Genomic DNA, 20,090 nt, shown 5'->3' with positions numbered 1-20,090 from the left:
GGCCGCTGACGGCAAAGAAGAAAAAGTTCTTATCTATAGCGAAAAAGAACTTAGCAAGCTCATGGGTATTGGCGCAGGGCGACTCCCGCCCGGCGGCTCTGGAGAAGACGCGTAATATGCATCTTCCGGGATTGAAAAGACGGAATTGATATTTCCCGAGCGTCGCAGGCTGTGGTTGAAATAGACCCAGGCGAAATGCTTCCCGACGGAGGAAAAAATGAAACTTGCACTATGGCAACGAATGACGCGCTGGCTGGCTTCGCTATCTCACGCTGAAGCCGGACAGCAGGATACCCAGCGAATGATGGAGGCCATATTACCGGTCGCCAGCCTGTACGGCATTGATATGGGGAATGTCGAAACGCGGTGGTTTCGCCATGATAAAACATACTGAGCGGCGCAGGACGCGTGAAGCCTACTGGAACGAGGTGTGCTTTGTGTAGCACAAGGCTGCTTGCGGTTGCGGCGACCGAACTCATCTGCCGCAGCCCCGAGCAGCTTTAATCTTTCCCGATGGCCAGGGGTTTCACCCTGCCATGCAGTGCCGGATTATCGCTTTCATCCTTCAGACGCACGCCGGTCAGCCGGCGCAGAAAAGCCTGCTCCAGCAGCCACGCCAGCTTAAAGGCGGCGGCATCATAACCCAGCCCTTCCGGGCGAATATTCGAAATACAGTTGCGCTCCGACTCCAGCCGCTGACGATGCGGTTGCCAGGTCAGGTAAACCCCGAGGCTGTCCGGTGACGAAAGCCCCGGCCGTTCGCCAATCAGTATCGCCACCGCGCGAGCCCGCAGCGTTTCGCCAATATCATCTCCCAGCGCGACCCGAGACTGATGGGCCAGCACCACAGGCGCGAGGCTCAGCCCCAGCGTCTGCAGATAGGGCAGCAGGGCGCGGATCAGCGGCAGGGCCTGGCGCTGCACCGCGTAAGAGGAGAGCCCGTCGCCGATAACCAGCAGCAGGTCGGCAGGACGCGCGCCGCTGGCGGCGAGGTCCGCGCGGCTCTCATCGTTCAGCCGTCGCCCCAGATCCGGGCGGTTAAGATAGATATGCCGATCGGCGGCGGCGCTATGCACCGTCAGCGACGAGAGGCCCAGCTCCGCCAGCGGGGATACCAGCCCTTCGCTGTCAAAGGGCTGGTGGATGGCGTCGCGCGCCCGGGCGTGAGCGAGGCCAAAATTCAGCACCTCGCGGGTTGGCAGGCTGGCGCCGCTGCGGCCCAGCGCAATGCGCGCATCGGTAAATTCACGTAGCGGGTTCCAGGCGTCGGGGCGATTCATACCGGTTCTCCTTACGCCATCACGGAAAGCAGAGGATGGCGGGCGTCGGTCAGGCGCAGCGCGCCGTCCGGGTCGGTTATCTGCATTTTCGTCAGCCAGGCGGCGAACTCCGGCGCGTGCCTGAGGCCCAGCAGGCGGCGGGCGTACAGGGCATCGTGGAACGAAGTGCTTTGGTAGTTGAGCATGATATCGTCCGCGCCGGGAACGCCGATTAAAAAGGTCAGCCCGGCGGCGCACAGCAGAGTCAGCAGAGTGTCCATGTCATCCTGATCCGCCTCGGCGTGGTTGGTATAGCAAACGTCGCAGCCGATCGGCAGCCCCATGATCTTGCCGCAGAAGTGATCCTCGAGGCCGGCGCGAATAATCTGCTTCCCGTCATAGAGATATTCCGGGCCGATGAATCCCACCACGGTATTGACCAGCAGCGGATCGAAATGGCGGGCGACGGCGTAGGCGCGGGCTTCACAGGTTTGCTGATCGACGCCGTGGTGGGCGTTAGCCGAAAGACAGCTCCCCTGGCCGGTTTCAAAATACATCACGTTATTGCCGAGGGTGCCGCGGTTGAGGCTCAGCGCGGCCTCCCTGGCCTCCTGCAGCAGCGCCAGATTGATACCGAAGCCGCCGTTGGCCGCCTCGGTGCCCGCCACCGACTGGAACACCAGGTCCACAGGCGCGCCGCGCTCAATCAGCTGCAGGGTGTTGGTGACATGGGTCAGAATGCAGGACTGGGTGGGGATCGCAAAGCGCTGAATGATATCGTCGAGCATATGGTTGAGCTGCGCCAGCACCGGCAGGCTGTCGCTGGCCGGGTTGATGCCAATGACCGCATCGCCCGCGCCGTACAGCAGGCCGTCGAGCATGCTGGCGGCGATGCCCTTCAGATCGTCGGTCGGGTGGTTGGGCTGCAGACGCACGCTAAGATGCCCCGGCAGGCCAATCGTATTGCGAAAGCGGGTGGTTACCCGGCATTTGCTGGCGGCGAGGATCAGGTCCTGGTTACGCATCAGCTTGCTGACCGCGGCCGCCATCTCCGGGGTTATCGCCCGCGCCACCTGCTGCAGGGTGGCGGTATCGGTGGCGTCGTCAAGCAGCCAGTCGCGAAAGTCGCCCACCGTCAGGTGGCTAATCGCCGCGAAGCCGCGGCTGTCGTGAGTGTCGATAATCAGCCGGGTGACTTCGTCCTGCTCGTAGGGGATGAGCGGGCTGTCGAGGATCGCCTTTAGCGGCACCTCCGCCAGCGCCATTTTCGCTGCCATCCGCTCTTCGGCGCTATCGGCGATAATGCCGGCGAGGGCATCGCCGGAACGTGCCGGAGAGGCCTTCGCCATTAACGTCTTCAGACTATCAAAGCGCCAGACCTGGCCTGATAGCGTTGTTTTATACATGCCGCCTCCTCAGGAGACTATACGCAGCTGCGGATCCACCGGCGCGCGCTCGCGGGCCGCCGCGGTTTTACGAAACCACAGGTAGCCGCCGAGCATCATGGCCGCAAAAATCAGCGCCAGCAGCGTGTTGTACCAGACCATCGCCACCAGGCAGAGCACCGCCATCGCCAGGGCGAAGGCCGGCGCCCACGGATAGAGCGGCGCGCGGAACGGGCGAATCAGTTTCGGCTCGCTGCGGCGCAGCTTGAACAGCGCCGCCATCGAGGTGATATACATAACAATAGCGCCAAATACCGACATCGTGACGATGCAGGCGGTGAGCGGCATCCCGCTGATGGTGATCAGCGAGTCGGAGAAAATAGCGGCAATGCCCACCACGCCCCCGGCGAGGATCGCCAGATGCGGCGTGCGGGTGCGGCGGTTGAGCGTTGCCAGGCCGGCGGGCAGGTAGCCGGCCCGCGCCAGAGAATAGATCTGCCGGGAGTAGCCCATGATGATGCCGTGGAACGAGGCCACCAGGCCGAACAGCCCCAGCCATACCAGCATATGCAGCCAGCCGCTGCTGCTACCAACCACCATTTTCATCGCCTGCGGCAGCGGATCGTTGATGTTGGCGAGCGCCCGCCAGTCGCCGACGCCGCCGGCAAACACCATAACGCCGATCGCCAGCACGGTAAGGGTCAGGATCCCGCCGCCCAGCGCGCGGGGGATGGTACGCTGCGGATCTTTAGCCTCTTCGGCGGCCATCGACGCGCCTTCAATAGCCAGAAAGAACCAGATAGCAAAAGGAATGGCCGCGAACATTCCCGGCAGCGCCAGCCCGCTGAAGCTCTCCGCCCCGGCCCAGCCGTTAGCGGTAAAGTGGCTCCATGAGAAGCCCGGAGCGACCACGCCCATAAACACCAGCAGTTCGAAAATCGCCAGCAGGGTGACAATCAGCTCAAAGGTGGCGGCAATACCGACGCCGAGAATGTTCAGCGTCATAAAGATAACGTAGGCGCCGCAGGCCACCCATTTCGGATCCAGCGCCGGAAACTGGACGTTGAGGTAGGCGCCAATCGCCATGGCAATCGCCGGCGGGGCGAAGACGAACTCAATCAGCGTCGCGAAGCCGGCAATAAAGCCGCCGGTGGGGCCAAAAGCGCGATAGGCGTAGGCGAACGGACCGCCGGCGTGTGGGATCGCGGTCGTCAGCTCGGTGAAACTAAAAATAAAGGCGCAGTACATGGCGGCAACCGCCAGCGCCACGATCAGAAATCCCAGCGTCCCGGCCTGAGACCAGCCGTAGCTCCAGCCAAAATACTCCCCGGAAATAACCAGCCCGACGGCGATCCCCCACAGGCGGAAACTGCCGAGCGTTCTTTTTAGCGTTGTGGTTTGCTCTGTCATTTTTGCGACCTCGCCAGATAAAGATATCGGGTGGTTGCAAGGAGAGTGCCAGGTCAGAGCCCTGATAAACGCGGGGGATTAGCCGCGGGGCGATCCAAAAAAGGGCAGCCTGCGCGCGCAAAGATATGCGTCCTGGTGCAGCTGCCCACAAATGCAGCGCTAGTCGCGAACGACGGCGCCCGCGTCCTGTTGAATCACCGGGCCCTCTTTTACCTTCAGGTTGAGGCCGCGTGTCTCCAGCTCGGCGTGACGAATGCGCAGACCGCGGGTCGCCTCGATGTTGACGTTGCTAAAGTGGAACCCGCTCAGCGGCGCCTCCGGCGTGCCGATAATATAGGCCGCCGCTTTGCTATCGCCGGTGGAGGTTAAATTTTCCACGGTGATGTTGCTGAAGTGCGGGGTTTTATATTTGTCGAACGGCTGTTGCGGGTCGCCGTCCGGCGGATAGATCTGCTCGCCGAGGGTAAATCCTCCGGCCTGCAGCTGCTTGTCGACCTCGGCCTGCACGATAGGCGCGGCCTGGTAGTAAGCGGAGAAGACCAGCGGCACCTCGACGTTATGCATTTTGGTGTTGCGATAAACGATATTTTTCACCTCGCCGCCTTTGCCGCGCGGGCTCTTAATGCGAATACCGTACATCGAGCCTTCGAAGGCGTTGTTTTCCACCAGCACGTTATTGACGCCGCCGGCGCTTTCGCTGCCGATAGAGATACCGCGCCCCTGCTTCAGCGTATTGTTGGCGATGTAAATATTCTCGACCACCCCTTCGGGGAAGCGCGGATCGGCTTTCTCCGCTTTGATGGCGATATGGTCGTCATTGCAGTCGATATAGTTGTTGGTGATGCGGATGTTCTGGCTGTCGATAGGATCGATGGCGTCGGTATTCGGCGCATGCCACGGGGATAAAATTCGCGTGCCGTTAATGTCGACATCGTGCGCGTAGCGGGTAACGATGTGGAAGCTGGGCGAGTGGGTGAGGGTCACGCCGTCGATCAGCACGTTGTTCGAGCGGGTGATGTAGATCAGCCGCGGCCGGTCGGTGCCGCCTTTCTTGCCGCTGGCGCGAATATTTTCTCGCCAGCGCTCCCACCATACCGCCCCCTGGCCGTCGATGGTCCCTTCACCCACGATAGCGACGTTTTGCGCATCGGCGATGCTGATAAACGGCAGCCAGCCGTTTTCCGCTGCGGCATACTGCGTTTTTTCATCCGCGCGCCAGGCGGCGATTTCGCTTGAGGCGACGAGGGTCGCGTCTTTCTCCAGCCTGAGCCGAATATTACTCTTCAAAAACAGCGGATTGCTCAGATAGTTTCCCTTCGGGACCCGCACCGTGCCGCCCCCTGCGGCGGCGCAGTCATCGATCGCTTTTTGAATGGCGTCGGTATTCAGTGCAATTTGCAGGCGGTGGCCTTCTGCGCCGTATTGGGTGACGTCGCAGACTTTATCCGCAAACGTCACCTTGCTGGCGGCGAGAGCCGTATGAAAGGGGATGACGCCGACGATAGCGACGGCAGCCAACAGAGGAAAGGGGCGGGTTGTCATCTGATTATCCTTTTTAGGTGTTGTGTTTTGTAAAAATAGCAACATTGTTTTATTTTTGTGTTTATGCCGATCACGTTTTGCTTTTTGTCATTTAAATGCCCAGAACCCGCGCTCATTTTTCGGGCAAACGCCCGTAAAACGGCGTGGAAAGCGGCGCTTGTTTTGCAATTTCAGCTGCGGCGCGGTATAACTGCACCTCTTTGGATGTTTAGATGTCCATACGTTTAGAAGGTAATATGCAAAGTACACCGCAGCAGGGTGAGCCGCTGAAGCGCACCATGAAAACCCGCCACCTGATCATGCTCTCGCTGGGCGGCGTGATTGGTACCGGCCTGTTTTTTAATACCGGCTATATCATCTCGACCACCGGGGCGGCGGGTACGCTGCTGGCCTATCTGATTGGCGCGCTGGTGGTCTGGCTGGTGATGCAGTGCCTTGGCGAGCTGTCGGTGGCGATGCCGGAGACCGGCGCGTTTCACGTCTACGCCGCCCGCTATCTCGGCCCGGCAACGGGGTACACGGTAGCCTGGCTCTACTGGCTGACGTGGACGGTGGCGCTCGGCTCGAGCTTTACCGCCGCCGGTTTCTGTATGCAGTACTGGTTTCCGCAGGTGCCGGTGTGGGTATGGTGCGTGGTGTTCTGCGCGGTGATTTTCTTCCTTAACGTCATCTCTACCCGCTTCTTTGCCGAAGGCGAGTTTTGGTTTTCGCTGGTCAAAGTCGTCACCATCATCGCCTTTATTATTCTCGGCGGGGCGGCGATATTCGGCATTATCCCGATGCAGGACGGTTCGCCGGCGCCGGGGCTGCGTAACCTGACCTCTGAAGGCTGGTTCCCGCACGGCGGCCTGCCGATCCTGATGACCATGGTGGCGGTGAACTTCGCCTTCTCCGGGACCGAACTTATCGGCATCGCGGCGGGTGAAACGCAAAACCCGCATAAGGTCATCCCGATCGCCATTCGTACCACCATCGCCCGGCTGATTATCTTTTTTATCGGCACCGTATTTGTGCTGGCGGCGCTGATCCCGATGCAGCAGGCGGGAGTGGAGAAAAGCCCGTTTGTGCTGGTCTTTGAAAAGGTGGGCATCCCCTACGCGGCGGATATCTTTAACTTCGTGATCCTGACGGCGATCCTGTCGGCGGCCAACTCCGGCCTCTACGCCTCCGGGCGGATGCTGTGGTCGTTGGCGAACGAGCGGACCCTGCCGGCGTGCTTTGCCAAAGTGACCAGGAACGGCGTGCCGCTGACCGCGCTGTCGGTGAGCATGCTCGGCGGCGTGCTGGCGCTGTTTTCCAGCGTTATTGCGCCAGATACGGTGTTTGTCGCGCTGTCGGCGATTTCCGGCTTTGCGGTGGTGGCGGTGTGGCTCAGCATCTGCGCCTCGCACTTTATGTTCCGCCGTCGCCATCTCCAGCAGGGTAAAGCCCTGAGCGAGCTGCACTATCGCGCCCCGTGGTATCCGCTGGTGCCGGTGCTGGGGTTCATTTTATGCCTGGTGGCCTGCGTGGGCCTGGCGTTTGACCCCAGCCAGCGCATTGCGCTGTGGTGCGGAATTCCCTTCGTGGCGCTGTGCTATGGTGTCTGGTATCTGACTCACGCACGACAACTTAACAGGGAGCAACAGCATGTCGCAGAATAACCCGCTAACCTCTATCCTCGCCCGCGAGCCCTTTGTGCTGCTCGACGGCGCGATGGCGACGGAGCTGGAAGCGCGCGGCTGTAATCTGGCCGATAGCCTGTGGTCGGCGCGGGTGCTGCTGGAAAATCCGCAGCTGATTCGCGACGTGCACCTCGACTATTTCCGCGCCGGAGCGCAGGTCGCGATCACCGCCAGCTATCAGGCAACCCCGGCGGGCTTCGCCGCCTGCGGGCTGGACGAGGCGCAGTCGAAAGCGCTGATTGGGAAAAGCGTTGAGCTGGCGCGTAAAGCGCGGGAGGCGTACCTTGCGGAAAACCCGCAGGCCGGCACGCTGCTGGTCGCCGGTTCGGTGGGGCCGTACGGCGCGTATCTCGCCGATGGTTCGGAATATCGCGGCGATTATCAGCGCAGCGCGGAGGATTTTCAGGCCTTCCATCGCCCGCGCGTGGAAGCGCTTCTCGATGCCGGAGCCGATCTGCTGGCCTGCGAAACCCTGCCGTCCTTTGCCGAAATTAAGGCGCTGGCGGCGCTGCTGACGGCGTACCCGCGCGCTCGCGCCTGGTTCTCGTTTACCCTGCGCGACGCCGGGCATCTCAGCGACGGCACGCCGCTGAGCGAAGTGGTGGCGGCGCTTGCGCACTATCCGCAGGTGGTGGCGCTGGGCATTAACTGTATTGCCCTGGAGAACACCACCGCCGCGTTGCAGCACCTGCACGGTTTGACCGCACTGCCGCTGGTGGTCTATCCCAACTCCGGGGAGCATTACGACGCGGTGAGCAAAACCTGGCACCATCACGGCGAGTCCTGCGTCGCCCTAAGCGAGTATCTGCCGCAGTGGCTGGCGGCGGGGGCAAAACTGATTGGCGGCTGCTGCCGCACCACGCCGAAAGATATTGCCGCGCTGGCGGCCAAACGCTGACCGGTCTCCCGGCCGCGGCGCAGCGCGTCGCCGGCCGGGGATCTCCCCGCTCGCGCTATGCTTACCGGGCCTGCGCTTCTGCTACTCAATCCCCATTTTTAACTATCGTTTGCCAGTTTTTTTCTAATGACGATTGGCTATTAGCCAGAATTTTTAATTACTTCATCAAACGCATCAGGCCGGAAATACTGCACCCATAACAACGAAGGGGAGCAGACACTATGGCACACGCATCGCGCATTACACTTTTCGCCGCCCTGGCTTTCGCCGCTTTTCAGGCGCAGGCGGTCAACGTCACCGTGGCGTATCAAACCTCTGCCGAGCCGGCGAAAGTCGCTCAGGCTGACAATACCTTTGCCAAAGAGAGCGGTGCGACCGTTGACTGGCGCAAGTTCGACAGCGGGGCGAGCATCGTACGCGCGCTGGCTTCCGGCGATGTCCAGATTGGCAACCTCGGCTCCAGCCCGCTGGCGGTAGCCGCCAGTCAGCAGGTGCCGATTGAAGTCTTCCTGCTGGCCTCAAAGCTCGGTAACTCCGAAGCGCTGGTGGTGAAAAAGAGCATTACTAAACCCGAAGATTTGATTGGTAAGCGCATCGCGGTGCCGTTTATCTCCACCACCCACTACAGCCTGCTGTCGGCGCTGAAGCACTGGGGCATTAAGCCGGGCCAGGTACAGATTATCAACCTGCAGCCGCCGGCGATTATTGCCGCCTGGCAGCGCGGGGATATCGACGGCGCCTACGTCTGGGCCCCTGCGGTCAACGCCCTGGAAAAAGAGGGCAAGGTGCTAACCGATTCGTCGCAGGTCGGCGAGTGGGGCGCGCCAACCCTGGACGTGTGGGTGGTGCGTAAAGACTTTGCCGAGAAGCACCCTGAGATTGTGAAAGCCTTTGCGAAGAGCGCTATCGACGCCCAGCAGCCCTACATTGCTAACCCGGATGCGTGGCTGAAGCAGCCGGAAAATATCAGCAAACTGTCGCGCCTGAGCGGCGTGCCGGATGCGGACGTCCCGGGGCTGGTGAAGGGCAATACCTACCTGACCGCGGCGCAGCAGGCGCAGGAGCTGAACGGACCGGTGAACAAAGCGATTATCGATACGGCTAAGTTCCTCAAAGAGCAGGGCAAAGTACCCGATGCCGGCGCCGATTACAGCCAGTACGTTACCGACCGTTTTGTGAAATAAGGAGGTCACGATGCTGCAAATCTCGCATCTCTTTGCCGACTACGGCGGCAAACCGGCGCTGGCGGATATCAACCTGACGCTGGACAGCGGCGAACTGCTAGTGGTCCTTGGACCGTCGGGCTGCGGTAAAACCACGCTGCTGAACCTGATTGCCGGATTCGTGCCTTATCAGCACGGCAGCATCGTCCTTGAAGGGCAGCGCGTAACGGGACCGGGCGCCGAACGCGGCGTGGTCTTTCAGCATGAAGGATTGCTGCCGTGGCGTAACGTGCAGGATAACGTGGCGCTGGGGCTGCAGCTGGCGGGCGTGGACAAAGCGCTCCGCCGGGAAACGGCGGCGCAGATGCTGAAGAAGGTGGGTCTCGAAGGGGCGGAAAAACGCTTTATCTGGCAGCTTTCCGGCGGCCAGCGCCAGCGGGTGGGGATTGCCAGAGCGCTGGCGGCCAATCCGCAGCTGCTGCTCCTTGATGAGCCGTTCGGCGCGTTGGACGCCTTTACCCGTGAACAGATGCAAACCCTGCTGCTCGGCCTGTGGCACGAGACCGGCAAGCAGGTACTGCTTATCACCCATGATATTGAAGAGGCCGTGTTTATGGCCACCGAGCTGGTGCTGCTGTCGCCCGGCCCGGGGCAGGTGCTGGAGCGACTGCCGCTCGACTTTGGCCGCCGCTTCGTCGCCGGCGAGTCCTGCCGCAGCATTAAATCCGATCCGCGCTTTATCGAGCAGCGTGAATACGTGCTGAGCCGGGTATTTGAACAACGGGAGGCCTTCTCATGAGCGTGGTCATCAACGATAAACCGCGTCGGCGGCCGCTGAAGTGGCGCTGGCCGGTTTCCCGCCAGCTGACGCTGAGCGCGGCGACGCTGGCGGTGCTGCTGGCTATCTGGTGGGCCGTCGCGGCGCTACAGCTGGTTAGCCCGCTGTTTCTGCCGCCGCCGGGCCAGGTGCTACGCAAGCTGATCGCCATTGCCGGCCCGCAGGGCTTTATGGATGCCACCCTCTGGCAGCACCTGGCGGCGAGCCTGACGCGGATCGTCATCGCGCTGCTGGCGGCGGTGCTGCTCGGCGTTCCTGTGGGGATCGCCATGGGGCTCAGCCCGACGGTGCGTGGCATTCTCGATCCGTTAATTGAGCTCTACCGCCCGGTGCCGCCGCTGGCCTATCTCCCGCTGATGGTTATCTGGTTCGGCATCGGCGAGACGTCGAAGATCTTATTGATCTATCTGGCGATCTTCGCCCCGGTGGCGATGTCGGCGCTGGCGGGGGTGAAAAGCGCCCAGCAGGTGCGCATTCGCGCCGCCCAGTCGCTAGGCGCCAGCCGCGCGCAGGTGCTGTGGCTGGTTATTTTACCCGGCGCGCTGCCGGAGATCCTCACCGGGCTGCGCATTGGTCTTGGCGTGGGCTGGTCAACGCTGGTGGCCGCGGAGCTGATCGCCGCCACTCGCGGATTAGGTTTTATGGTGCAATCCGCCGGCGAATTTCTGGCAACCGACGTGGTGCTGGCCGGGATTGCGGTGATTGCAATAATTGCGTTTCTGTTGGAACTGGGGCTGCGCGCGCTGCAGCGTCGCCTGACGCCCTGGCATGGAGAAGTACAATGAGTGAACGTCTGAGCATTACCCCGCTGGGACCCTATATTGGCGCGCAGGTAGCCGGCGTGGACCTCGCGCGTCCGCTGAGCGATAACCAGTTTGAGCAGCTGTATCACGCGGTGCTGCGCCATCAGGTGGTGTTCCTGCGCGAGCAGAATATTACCCCGCAGCAGCAGCGTGACTTTGCGCTGCGCTTTGGCGACCTGCATATTCATCCGGTCTATCCCCACGCGCCGGGCGTCGATGAAATTATCGTGCTCGACACCCATGATGATAATCCGCCGGATAACGACAACTGGCATACCGATGTCACCTTTATCGAGACGCCGCCCGCCGGCGCGATTCTGGCGGCGAAAGAGCTGCCGTCCACCGGCGGTGATACCCTGTGGACCAGCGGCGTGGCGGCGTACGAAGCGCTTTCCGAGCCTTTTCGCCAGCTGTTGAGCGGCCTGCGGGCGGAGCATGATTTCCGTAAATCGTTCCAGGAGTATAAATACCGCGGCAGCGAAGAGGAGCACCGGCGCTGGCTGGAGGCGGTGGAGAAGAACCCGCCGCTGCTGCATCCGGTGGTGCGCACGCATCCGGTGACCGGCAGGCAGGCGCTGTTCGTTAACGAAGGCTTTACCACGCGTATTGTTGACGTCACCGAGAAAGAGAGCGAGGCGCTGCTGAACTTCCTGTTTAGCCATATAACGAAACCGGAGTTTCAGGTGCGCTGGCGCTGGCAGCCGAACGATGTGGCGATTTGGGATAACCGCGTCACCCAGCATTACGCCAACGCCGACTATCTGCCGCAGCGGCGCATTATGCACCGGGCGACGATCCTCGGCGATAAGCCGTACTATCGCGCCGGTTAAAACCTGCGGCAGCGCGCCGCAGGCCGGGCTGATTACAGATGCGCGCCGATATAGCGCTGATAGCGGTTGGCTTTTAAAAACGTCAAATCCACCAGCACCAGCCCGTCCACGCAGTTGTTGAAGTCAGGGTCGCTGCCGAAATCGATAAACTGCACGCCGCCCGGCTCGCACACTTCGGAGTATTGCTTATACAGCGGCGGAATGGCGCAGCCGAGATTGCCGAGCAGCGACTTCAGCCGGGTGAGATCCTCGGCATAATCCTCGCCGCTAAACTGCGCCAGCACGTCCGGTAGCGAAGCGGGATAGGGACGCCGCGACTCCGCCAGCGGGTGGGTCGCCGGGAACCACAGCCGATAGAAGGCCACCAGCAGATCGCGGGCCGCCGGCGGCAGGCCGCCGGAAATAGACACCGGGCCGAACAGATAGCGGTAGTGCGGGTAGCGTGCGAGGTAGGCGCCGATCCCCGACCACAGATAATCCAGCCCGCGCCGTCCCCAGTAGCGCGGCTGAATAAAGCTGCGCCCCAGCTCAATGCCGTACTGGAGAATGTCGTCCATCCGCTGGTCGTAATGGAACAGGCTATAGCTGTAAATCCCCTCCAGCCCGCGCTTTTCCAGCTGCATTGCGGTGGGCATAAAGCGATAGGCGCCAACGATCTCCAGATCTTCCTCATCCCACAGAATCAGGTGCAGATAATCGTCGTCATAGCCGTCGACGTCGCGACGCTTGCCGCTACCTTCCCCCACCGCGCGGAAGGCGATCTCCCGCAGGCGGCCGAGCTCGCGCAGCAGCGGGGCGTCGTCCTGACCGTTGCGCTGCCACAGATAGATGGTTTTGCCATCGGCGGTATGCCCCAGGCACTCCGCGCGGTGCAGCTCGCGTTTTATCAGCGCGCGATCTTCAGGGCGGGCGATGGCGCTTTCCGTTTTGAAGAGGCCCGCCAGACCTTTGCCCATCAGCTCGACGTGGCGATAGCAGCGGTCCGCCAGCTCCCGGGGAGACATCTGCGGGCTATACCAGCTGGACCAGGCAATCTGCTGACCAATGCCGATCGGCAGGCTGCTGTTGCGGCGACGGAACATTTGCTGCATAAGCAGCAGCAGCGGCAGGTTTTCTGAGAGCAGGGTGCTGGCGTAGAACAGGGCGCTGTTGTGCGCGCGGATCCACACCGGCAGCAGCGGGGCGCGATATTTGGTCGCCAGCTTGATAAAGCCGGGGTGCCATTTCTTATCGCGGATCCCCCGGCGCGTCAGGCGCGAGACTTCACCTGCCGGGAAAAAGATCAGCACGCCGCCGTTTTGCAGCTGGCGATCCATTTGCTGCAGCGCGGCTTTAGCGGTACGGCCGTTGATATTATCGACCGGAATGAACAGCGAGCTGAGCGGCTCAAGGTGGGTCAACAGGCGGTTGGTCACGACTTTTACATCGCGGCGAACGCGGGAGACGGCATAGAGTAGCGCAAGGCCGTCGAGGGTACCGGTAGGATGATTGGCGACGATCACCAGCGGGCCGTGCTCGGGAATTTGTTCCAGATCGTGCGCCGGGATCGCGCAGCGAATATTCAGGTGTTCCAGCACCTGTTCGACCGTATCGAGCCCCTTCAGGTGGCGATGGCGGGCGGCAAATTGTTGAAACTCTTCCTCATGGAGCAGTTTTTTTAGCAGCTTCTTTTGCCAGGCGGCGGGCCTGGCCTGAGGCCACAGGTCGTCGAGTACATGATCGAGACTAAACATAGCGCTTCCTCCTCCGTCCTGCCGAGACAGTAGAAGGCGGAAGTGTCGCTTATATTGCAGTTGGGTGAAGATTCGGTATTGGCAGACCCGAAAGCGCGGCGCAGGTCAGGAAAATTCCCGGCCTGCGCGCGCAGCCTGTCGCCCGCAAGACGGGTTTAGCGCAGGATTTTCTTCTCGGCGAGATCAAGGGCGAAGTAGCTGAAGATCAGATCCGCGCCGGCGCGCTTAATGGCTCCCAGACTTTCCAGAACCACTTTTTCTTCATCGATGGCGCCCGCCTGGGCGGCAAATTTGATCATCGCGTACTCGCCGCTGACCTGGTAAGCGCCGATCGGTAGATCGCTGCGCTCGCGGATATCGCGCAGGATATCAAGATAGGCGCCGGCCGGTTTCACCATCAGGCAGTCAGCGCCCTGGGCTTCATCGAGCAGCGACTCGCGAATTGCTTCCCGGCGGTTCATCGGGCTCATCTGATAGGTTTTACGATCGCCCTTCAGCGCGGTGCCCGCCGCCTCGCGGAACGGGCCGTAGAACGAAGAGGCAAACTTGGTGGAGTAGGACATGATGGCGGTGCGGGTAAACCCGGCGGCATCCAGCGCCTGGCGAATAGCCTGCACCTGGCCGTCCATCGCGGCGGATGGCGCGATAAAATCAGCGCCGGCCGCTGCCGCAACAACCGCCTGCTTGCCGAGGTTCACCAGGGTGGCATCGTTGTCTACGCCGTGCTCGCAGAGTACGCCGCAGTGGCCGTGGGAGGTGTATTCGCAGAAGCAGGTATCGGACATCACGATCATCTCCGGTACCGCATCCTTAGAGATACGCGACATCCGCGCGACCAGGCCGTTTTCGTTCCAGGCATCGCTGCCGTTGGCGTCGGTGTGATGGGAAATACCGAAGGTCATCACCGACCGGATACCGGCGTTGGCGATACGCTCGATTTCACGCGCCAGGTGCTTCTCCGGGATGCGCATCACGCCGGGCATGGCCTCGATGGCTTTGTAATCGTCGATTTCTTCTTCAACAAAGATCGGCAACACCAGGTCATTCAAACTCAGTGTTGTCTCTTCAAACATGGCTCGTAGCGAAGCGGACTGACGCAAGCGGCGCGGGCGAGTGATTAAATCTGTCATGGTTTGCCTGATTTTGTGAAATGAAAGACCGCAGTATACCCGAACCTGAGGGCGGACGTTTTACGAAAGTGGCTTAAAATCTCCCGTCGGCCGGACGGTGCTGGCAATAATAATGGGTTGCTGAATTGAATGCGCATGGCGAATATTTATATTTTCAGTGGCTGTTTTTTATTGGATGTTTTAGGAATTAATGGGAATTATATATTTAATATGGTGAAGGTTTTTCTCTGTTTATTCATTGTTATTTTGTTTGTTTGCTAATGTATTTGTTTGTTTTATGTCTGGTGTTTATTTCATGGCTAATTAACTGAAGTTAGAGTGTTTGTTTTTTATTTCCGGGAGTTGTGCTGATTAAATTATTGTCCGGTTTCGGACTTTGGCTAAAGAATAATTGAACCTTTCCTCGCTGACACCGCATAATCGTTCCGCGAAGCATAATAATGTTCTTCTACGTATTGATAATTGATGGATCAACGATATTACGTCCCTGAGGAGGGATGACAATGCACCCTTGGAAAAAGAAATTTGCAGTTTCACAATTAGCATTAGCCTGCACTTTGGCAATCACCTCTCAGGCAAGTGCTGTTACTGATATATCTGGAACCAACTACACGACATTTAAACATTATAACGACGCTAACTATGTCGACGGTGTTTATTATAATGGCTATGTAGGCTGGAATAACTATGCGACGGATAGTCTTTATAACGGTGACATTTATCCGGTCATCAATAAGTCCGTCGTTAATGGCGTGATCTCGACTTACTATCTGGACGATGGTCTTGCTACCAACGCGAACATCAATAGCCTGACTATTAAAAACAGCACCATTCACGGGATGATCACCTCCGAGTGCATGACCACCGACTGCGTGGGGCGTGACGCTACCGGCTACGTTTATGACCGCCTGGCGCTGACCGTTGATAACTCGACCATTGATGATAACTACGAGCACTATACCTACAACGGCACGCACGCCGATGGATCCGTAGATACGCACGTTGTTGACGTTTACGATCTGGGGACGGCCATTACGCTGGATCAGGAGGTCGATCTGGTCGTCAAAAATAACTCCCACGTTGCCGGCATAACCCTAACCCAGGGCTATGAGTGGGGGGATATTGACGACAATACCGTCAGCACCGGCGTCAACAGCGGCAAAGTGTTCCATAACGCGATCGATGTAGCGGATTCTACCGTGACGTCCGGCTCATGGTCAGATGAAGGCACCTCCGGCTGGTTCGGCAACAACAATAACGCCAGCGATTACGGCGGTAGCGGCCTGAACGTGAACGGCGGTGCCGGCTTCAATACTGATGACGTCGCGATCTCCGCTATCGCCAATCCGAATGCGGATAACGCGATGCAGACGACGGTTAACCTCACTAACTCTACCCTGATGGGTGACATCCTTTTTGCCAGTAACTTTGACCACAATTTCTTCCCGAGCGGTGCGGACAGCTATCGGGATACCAATTCTGCCGTAGATACTAACGGTTGGGACGGCACCGACCGCATGGATGTCACGCTGAATAACGGCAGCAAGTGGGTGGGGGCCGCGATCTCCACGCATCAGATCGATTCCGATGGCGATGGCGTTTACGACAGCTTTGGCGAAGGCACTGAAGCGACCGCAACGCTGATTGATGTCGCGGCGAACAGCCTGTGGCCATGGTCAACCTATGGGATCAACAGCAGCGATACGGCCTACAATGAAAACGGCCACGTTGCCGGCAATGAAGTCTATCAGAGCGGTCTGTTCAACGTGACGCTGAACGGCGGTTCACGGTGGGATACCACCAAAACGTCGCTGATTGATACTTTAAGCATCAACAGCGGTTCTGTGGTCAACGTAGCGGATTCCACCCTGGTCTCTGACACCATCTCTCTGACCGGAGGCTCTGCTCTGAAGATCGCGGAAGATGGCCACGTCGCGACCCACGCGCTGACAATCGACAACAGTATCGTCACGATTGCCGACGATGTCTCCGCCGGCTGGGGTGTGGATGATGCTGCCTTGTATGCCAACATCGTCAACGTCACCCACGATGGTATTCTCGATGTGGGCAACAGCACGGCGTACGCGCTGCAGGCCGATACGCTGAACCTGACCAGCTCGACGGATGCCCGCGGGGACGTACATGCTGGCGTGTTAAACGTTCACAGCAATCGCTTCGTGCTGAATGCCGATTTAACCAACGATCGCACTAACGATACCGCTAAGCCAAACTACGGCTACGGCATCATCGCCATGAACTCTGATGGTCACCTGACCATCAACGGCAACGGTGACTCCGACACCTCTTTTGACCAGTCTGAAGTGGATAACGCAGGCGATAACGTTGCGGCCGCCACCGGCAACTATAAAGTGCGTATTGATAACGCGGTAGGTACGGGCTCCATTGCTGATTACAAAGGCAAAGAGCTGGTCTATGTTAACGACAAGAGCAGCACCGCTACCTTCTCTGCGGCAAACAAAGCCGATCTGGGTGCCTACACCTGGCAGGCTAAGCAGGAAGGCAACGTGGTGGTTATGCAGCAGCGGTCGCTAACTGATTACGCAAATATGGCGCTCAGCATCCCGTCCGCGAACAGCAATATCTGGAACCTGCAGCAGGATACCGTGGCGACGCGTCTGACCCACTCCCGGCACGGTCTGGCGGATAACGGCGGCGTCTGGGGCAGCTACTTCGGCGGCAGCTTCAACGGCGATAACGGCACCATCAGCTACGATCAGAACGTCAACGGCGTCATGCTTGGTCTGGATAGCAAAATTGAGGGTAACCACGCCCAGTGGATCGTCGGGGCCGCAGCGGGCTTCGTGAAAGGCGACCTGAGCGATCGCAGCGGTCAGGTGGATCAGGACAGCCAGACGGCCTACGTCTACTCGTCCGCCCGCTTTGCGAACAACGTTTTCGTTGACGGCTCTCTGAACTACTCTCGCTTCAACAACGAGCTGTCTGCCAGCATGAGCAACGGCCAGTACGTCGATGGCAGGACTTCCACGGATGCCTGGGGCTTTGGTCTGAAGCTGGGCTACGACTGGAAGCTGGGCGATGCGGGCTATGTGACCCCGTACGGCAGCGTATCCGGCCTGTTCCAGTCTGGGGACGACTACCGCCTGAGCAACGGCATGAAGGTAGGCGAACAGTCTTACGACAGCATGCGCTATGAGCTGGGCGTTGATGCGGGCTACACCTTTAGCTACGGCAGCGATCAGGCGCTTACGCCTTACTTCAAGCTGGCCTACGTGTATGACGATGCCGACAACAACGCTAAGGTCAACGGGGATGCTATCGATAACGGCACCGAAGGTTCTGCGGTACGCGTTGGGCTGGGTACGCAGTTCAGCTTTACCCGCAGCTTCAGCGCCTACTCCGATGTGAGCTACCTCGGCGGCGGGGATGTGGATCAGGACTGGTCTGCTAACGTGGGCGTTAAATACACCTGGTAAGATAGTTTGCAGTGATAAAACATTAAAGGTTATTTAATCTCAAAGTATGCCCGTCAAGGAGTTGACGGGCATTATTGTCAGGAATGCATAAATGCTATCGCTGAGTAAACCGCTTAATGAATTTGATCAGCTGGATCAATGCCTGTCAAAATACGGCACGCGCTTCGATTTTTGCAGTGAAAAGCAGATTATATTTTCGAACGATATACATTGCGACAAAACGGTGGTTATTTTGGCCGGCGTAATCTCGCTGCGCAGAGGTGAAAATATCCTTGTGGGTATCGCTCAGGCCCCTTTTATTATCGGGTTGGCCGATGGGGTAATGAAAAATGAGGTGAAATATAAATTAATGACCGAGGGAGAGTGCAGCGGATACCACCTGCCTTCCTCCCAGGCGATTAAAATAATCGACCAGAATAATTTGTGGCGCGACGCATTCTGCTGGCTGGTATGGCATAACCGCATTATGGAGCTACGCGACCTGCAGCTAATCGGTAATAACTCCTATGAGCAAATTCGCGCAACGCTGCTGTCGATGATTGACTGGGACGAACAATTACGCTTCCGCATTGGCGTTATGAATTATATTCATCAAAAAACGCGTATTTCGCGCTCCGTTGTTGCCGAAGTGCTTGCTGCTCTGCGTAAGGGCGGCTATATCGAGATGGATAAAGGCAAACTGGTCAGCATCAACCATTTGCCTTCAGAATATTAATCAGGATTCGGGAACGGCCAGCGGTTTTTCGCCGCTGAGTTCGCTAACCAGGTCATTGATGCCGTTACTCATATTGCTAAAGCGCGTCAGCGAGGAACGGGTGACCACCACGAAGGCGCCCACGTTAGCCTGCGGGTTCATCGCCATGTAGGTAATAAATCCACCGCCGCCGCCGGTCTTCTGAATAATGCCCGGATGCCCGTTCTTCGGCTTCATATAAACCCAGCCAAGGCCCAGCGCATCGGCTTTCCCCGGCACGTCCATACCAATAACGCGGGTCAGCTGGCTGCGCTGATAGATCAGCGTCTGCATGCGGTCAGCCTGCTGGCCGCGGGTGTAAAAATCAGAGGAGAGGAACTGCTGCATCCAGCGCATCATATCGCCCGGGGTGGAGTAAACGCCGCCGCTGCCGATCGCCGCCAGGGTGTTGTTGCACGGGCTGGCACCCTTCTCGGCGACCATCAGGCGGCCACACTGATCCGGCGATGGCGTAAAGGTGGTGTCCTTCATGCCCAGCGGGCGGGTAATTTGCTCTTCAAACAGCTGCGGATAAGGCTTGCCCGCGGCGTTCGAGAGGGCGTCCGCCAGCAGATCAAACGCGAGGTTGGAGTAGGCGGCCTGCGAGCCGGGCGCGGCTTTCAACGACGTCGTCGACAGCCATTCCCAGCGCTGCTGGCGAGTTGGCCAGACGAAGACCGCGCGGTGCGCCGCGCCGCCGGGCTGTTCACGCGGCAGGGCGCTGGTATGCGTCGCCAGGTTAACTAGCGTAATCGGCGTACCCTGATAGCTCGGCACCCGAGCGCCCGGCGGAGCGTATTTGCTCAGCGGATCGTTAAGCTTCACCACCCCCCGATCGAGCATTTTCACCAGCATTTCGCTGGTCATCAGCTTGCTCAGTGAGGCGATGCGGATAACGGAATCCAGCTGAGGATGTTCATTATTGCCCGGACGCGTCTCGCCAAAGCTGCGAAAAACGCGCTGGTTACCGTCGATGACGACCAGTGCCATGCCGGTGGCACCGCTACCGTAGTAGATATGGTTGGCGTAACGGTCGACAACATCGGAGGCAAATTCCGGGTCGACGCTCGGTTGAGCAGCCTGGACCGATGTCCACGACGCCGCGCACAGCGCAGCAAAAATGAGCAGACTACGTTTCAACGGGGGTATCCATATGATGAAAAGAGATATAGAGCGTATTTATACTACGAAGCGGCGCACAGCGAAGCGCAATGACGACAATATTTCATGGAAAAACGTAACGGTGC

At 59.2% G+C, this 20,090-nt stretch carries 16 protein-coding genes; 9 read left to right on the top strand and 7 right to left on the bottom strand.

From position 1 onward, the window contains the following. Positions 1–217 precede the first annotated feature (217 nt). Positions 218–394, top strand: a complete 177-nt coding sequence (locus tag MMW58_RS23125) for a hypothetical protein (RefSeq protein WP_045854146.1) — start codon at positions 218–220, stop codon at positions 392–394. Between the two features lie 106 nt (positions 395–500). Here the strand turns inward: MMW58_RS23125 and eutC are convergent, their stop codons facing one another. From eutC to MMW58_RS23105, 4 genes are all read right to left on the bottom strand, one after another. Further along, positions 501–1,280, bottom strand: a complete 780-nt coding sequence (gene eutC / locus MMW58_RS23120) for an ethanolamine ammonia-lyase subunit EutC (protein WP_241722181.1) — start codon at positions 1,278–1,280, stop codon at positions 501–503. A gap of 11 nt (positions 1,281–1,291) precedes the next feature. Next, positions 1,292–2,665 carry an ethanolamine ammonia-lyase subunit EutB gene (locus MMW58_RS23115; protein ID WP_241722180.1) on the bottom strand — a complete coding sequence of 458 codons (1,374 nt, stop codon included), beginning with the start codon at positions 2,663–2,665 and terminating at the stop codon, positions 1,292–1,294. 9 nt (positions 2,666–2,674) lie between these two features. Further along, complete coding sequence (eat, locus tag MMW58_RS23110; protein ID WP_241722179.1) at positions 2,675–4,054, bottom strand: ethanolamine permease; 1,380 nt, start codon at positions 4,052–4,054, stop codon at positions 2,675–2,677. A gap of 159 nt (positions 4,055–4,213) precedes the next feature. Further along, complete coding sequence (locus MMW58_RS23105; protein ID WP_241722178.1) at positions 4,214–5,596, bottom strand: glycoside hydrolase family 28 protein; 1,383 nt, start codon at positions 5,594–5,596, stop codon at positions 4,214–4,216. Positions 5,597–5,832: 236 nt separating this feature from the next. On the opposite strand from MMW58_RS23105, the gene mmuP reads away from it, so the two are divergent. The 6 genes from mmuP to tauD all read left to right on the top strand — a co-directional run bounded on the left by mmuP (position 5,833) and on the right by tauD (position 11,792). Beyond that, the gene (gene mmuP / locus MMW58_RS23100) at positions 5,833–7,239 is read left to right on the top strand and encodes an S-methylmethionine permease (RefSeq protein WP_241723772.1); all 1,407 of its coding nucleotides are present in this window, start codon (positions 5,833–5,835) and stop codon (positions 7,237–7,239) included. Beyond that, positions 7,226–8,158, top strand: a complete 933-nt coding sequence (gene mmuM / locus MMW58_RS23095; protein WP_241722177.1) for a homocysteine S-methyltransferase — start codon at positions 7,226–7,228, stop codon at positions 8,156–8,158. The genes mmuP and mmuM overlap by 14 nt, the downstream gene beginning before the upstream one ends. 221 nt (positions 8,159–8,379) lie before the next feature. Then, a complete protein-coding gene (gene tauA / locus MMW58_RS23090; protein ID WP_041144238.1) occupies positions 8,380–9,342 on the top strand; it encodes a taurine ABC transporter substrate-binding protein in 963 nt (320 codons plus the stop codon). A 10-nt stretch (positions 9,343–9,352) separates the two neighbouring features. Then, entirely contained in the window at positions 9,353–10,120 is a 768-nt protein-coding gene (gene tauB, locus MMW58_RS23085) for a taurine ABC transporter ATP-binding subunit (RefSeq protein ID WP_095094247.1), read from the top strand. Continuing rightward, entirely contained in the window at positions 10,117–10,944 is an 828-nt protein-coding gene (gene tauC, locus MMW58_RS23080) for a taurine ABC transporter permease TauC (RefSeq protein ID WP_159235884.1), read from the top strand. Before tauB ends, tauC begins: the two co-directional genes overlap by 4 nt. Next, positions 10,941–11,792 (top strand): taurine dioxygenase, encoded by an 852-nt coding sequence (tauD, locus tag MMW58_RS23075; RefSeq protein ID WP_241722176.1) that lies wholly within the window; start codon positions 10,941–10,943, stop codon positions 11,790–11,792. Before tauC ends, tauD begins: the two co-directional genes overlap by 4 nt. Positions 11,793–11,824: 32 nt before the next feature. On the opposite strand, the gene olsF is transcribed toward tauD, so the two are convergent. After that, positions 11,825–13,525, bottom strand: a complete 1,701-nt coding sequence (gene olsF / locus MMW58_RS23070; RefSeq protein WP_133596328.1) for a bifunctional ornithine lipid synthase OlsF — start codon at positions 13,523–13,525, stop codon at positions 11,825–11,827. A gap of 155 nt (positions 13,526–13,680) precedes the next feature. After that, entirely contained in the window at positions 13,681–14,655 is a 975-nt protein-coding gene (gene hemB, locus MMW58_RS23065) for a porphobilinogen synthase (protein WP_133596330.1), read from the bottom strand. A 503-nt stretch (positions 14,656–15,158) separates the two neighbouring features. Between hemB and ehaB the strand changes: the two genes are divergently transcribed. Both ehaB and iprA read left to right on the top strand, forming a co-directional pair. Beyond that, entirely contained in the window at positions 15,159–18,110 is a 2,952-nt protein-coding gene (gene ehaB / locus MMW58_RS23060) for an autotransporter adhesin EhaB (RefSeq protein WP_241722175.1), read from the top strand. Positions 18,111–18,201: 91 nt separating this feature from the next. Further along, positions 18,202–18,825, top strand: coding sequence for a hydrogen peroxide resistance inhibitor IprA (gene iprA / locus MMW58_RS23055; RefSeq protein WP_133596334.1), 624 nt, complete (start codon positions 18,202–18,204; stop codon positions 18,823–18,825). Here iprA and ampH read toward each other — a convergent pair whose 3' ends face one another. Continuing rightward, a complete protein-coding gene (ampH, locus tag MMW58_RS23050) occupies positions 18,826–19,983 on the bottom strand; it encodes a D-alanyl-D-alanine-carboxypeptidase/endopeptidase AmpH (protein WP_159235886.1) in 1,158 nt (385 codons plus the stop codon). Between the last annotated feature and the right edge of the window lie 107 nt (positions 19,984–20,090).

This window comes from Klebsiella sp. HC6, from assembly GCF_022605325.1.
Classification (GTDB): domain Bacteria; phylum Pseudomonadota; class Gammaproteobacteria; order Enterobacterales; family Enterobacteriaceae; genus Klebsiella; species Klebsiella terrigena.
This window is presented reverse-complemented; position numbering and strand designations above follow the sequence as displayed.

Bases quoted from the DNA above. Each gene is read 5' to 3' on its own strand.
- MMW58_RS23125 (WP_045854146.1), top strand. From the start codon at position 218: ATGAAACTTGCACTATGGCAACGAATGACGCGCTGGCTGGCTTCGCTA.
- eutC (WP_241722181.1), bottom strand. From the start codon at position 1,280: ATGAATCGCCCCGACGCCTGGAACCCGCTACGTGAATTTACCGATGCG.
- MMW58_RS23115 (WP_241722180.1), bottom strand. From the start codon at position 2,665: ATGTATAAAACAACGCTATCAGGCCAGGTCTGGCGCTTTGATAGTCTG.
- eat (WP_241722179.1), bottom strand. From the start codon at position 4,054: ATGACAGAGCAAACCACAACGCTAAAAAGAACGCTCGGCAGTTTCCGC.
- MMW58_RS23105 (WP_241722178.1), bottom strand. From the start codon at position 5,596: ATGACAACCCGCCCCTTTCCTCTGTTGGCTGCCGTCGCTATCGTCGGC.
- mmuP (WP_241723772.1), top strand. From the start codon at position 5,833: ATGCAAAGTACACCGCAGCAGGGTGAGCCGCTGAAGCGCACCATGAAA.
- mmuM (WP_241722177.1), top strand. From the start codon at position 7,226: ATGTCGCAGAATAACCCGCTAACCTCTATCCTCGCCCGCGAGCCCTTT.
- tauA (WP_041144238.1), top strand. From the start codon at position 8,380: ATGGCACACGCATCGCGCATTACACTTTTCGCCGCCCTGGCTTTCGCC.
- tauB (WP_095094247.1), top strand. From the start codon at position 9,353: ATGCTGCAAATCTCGCATCTCTTTGCCGACTACGGCGGCAAACCGGCG.
- tauC (WP_159235884.1), top strand. From the start codon at position 10,117: ATGAGCGTGGTCATCAACGATAAACCGCGTCGGCGGCCGCTGAAGTGG.
- tauD (WP_241722176.1), top strand. From the start codon at position 10,941: ATGAGTGAACGTCTGAGCATTACCCCGCTGGGACCCTATATTGGCGCG.
- olsF (WP_133596328.1), bottom strand. From the start codon at position 13,525: ATGTTTAGTCTCGATCATGTACTCGACGACCTGTGGCCTCAGGCCAGG.
- hemB (WP_133596330.1), bottom strand. From the start codon at position 14,655: ATGACAGATTTAATCACTCGCCCGCGCCGCTTGCGTCAGTCCGCTTCG.
- ehaB (WP_241722175.1), top strand. From the start codon at position 15,159: ATGCACCCTTGGAAAAAGAAATTTGCAGTTTCACAATTAGCATTAGCC.
- iprA (WP_133596334.1), top strand. From the start codon at position 18,202: ATGCTATCGCTGAGTAAACCGCTTAATGAATTTGATCAGCTGGATCAA.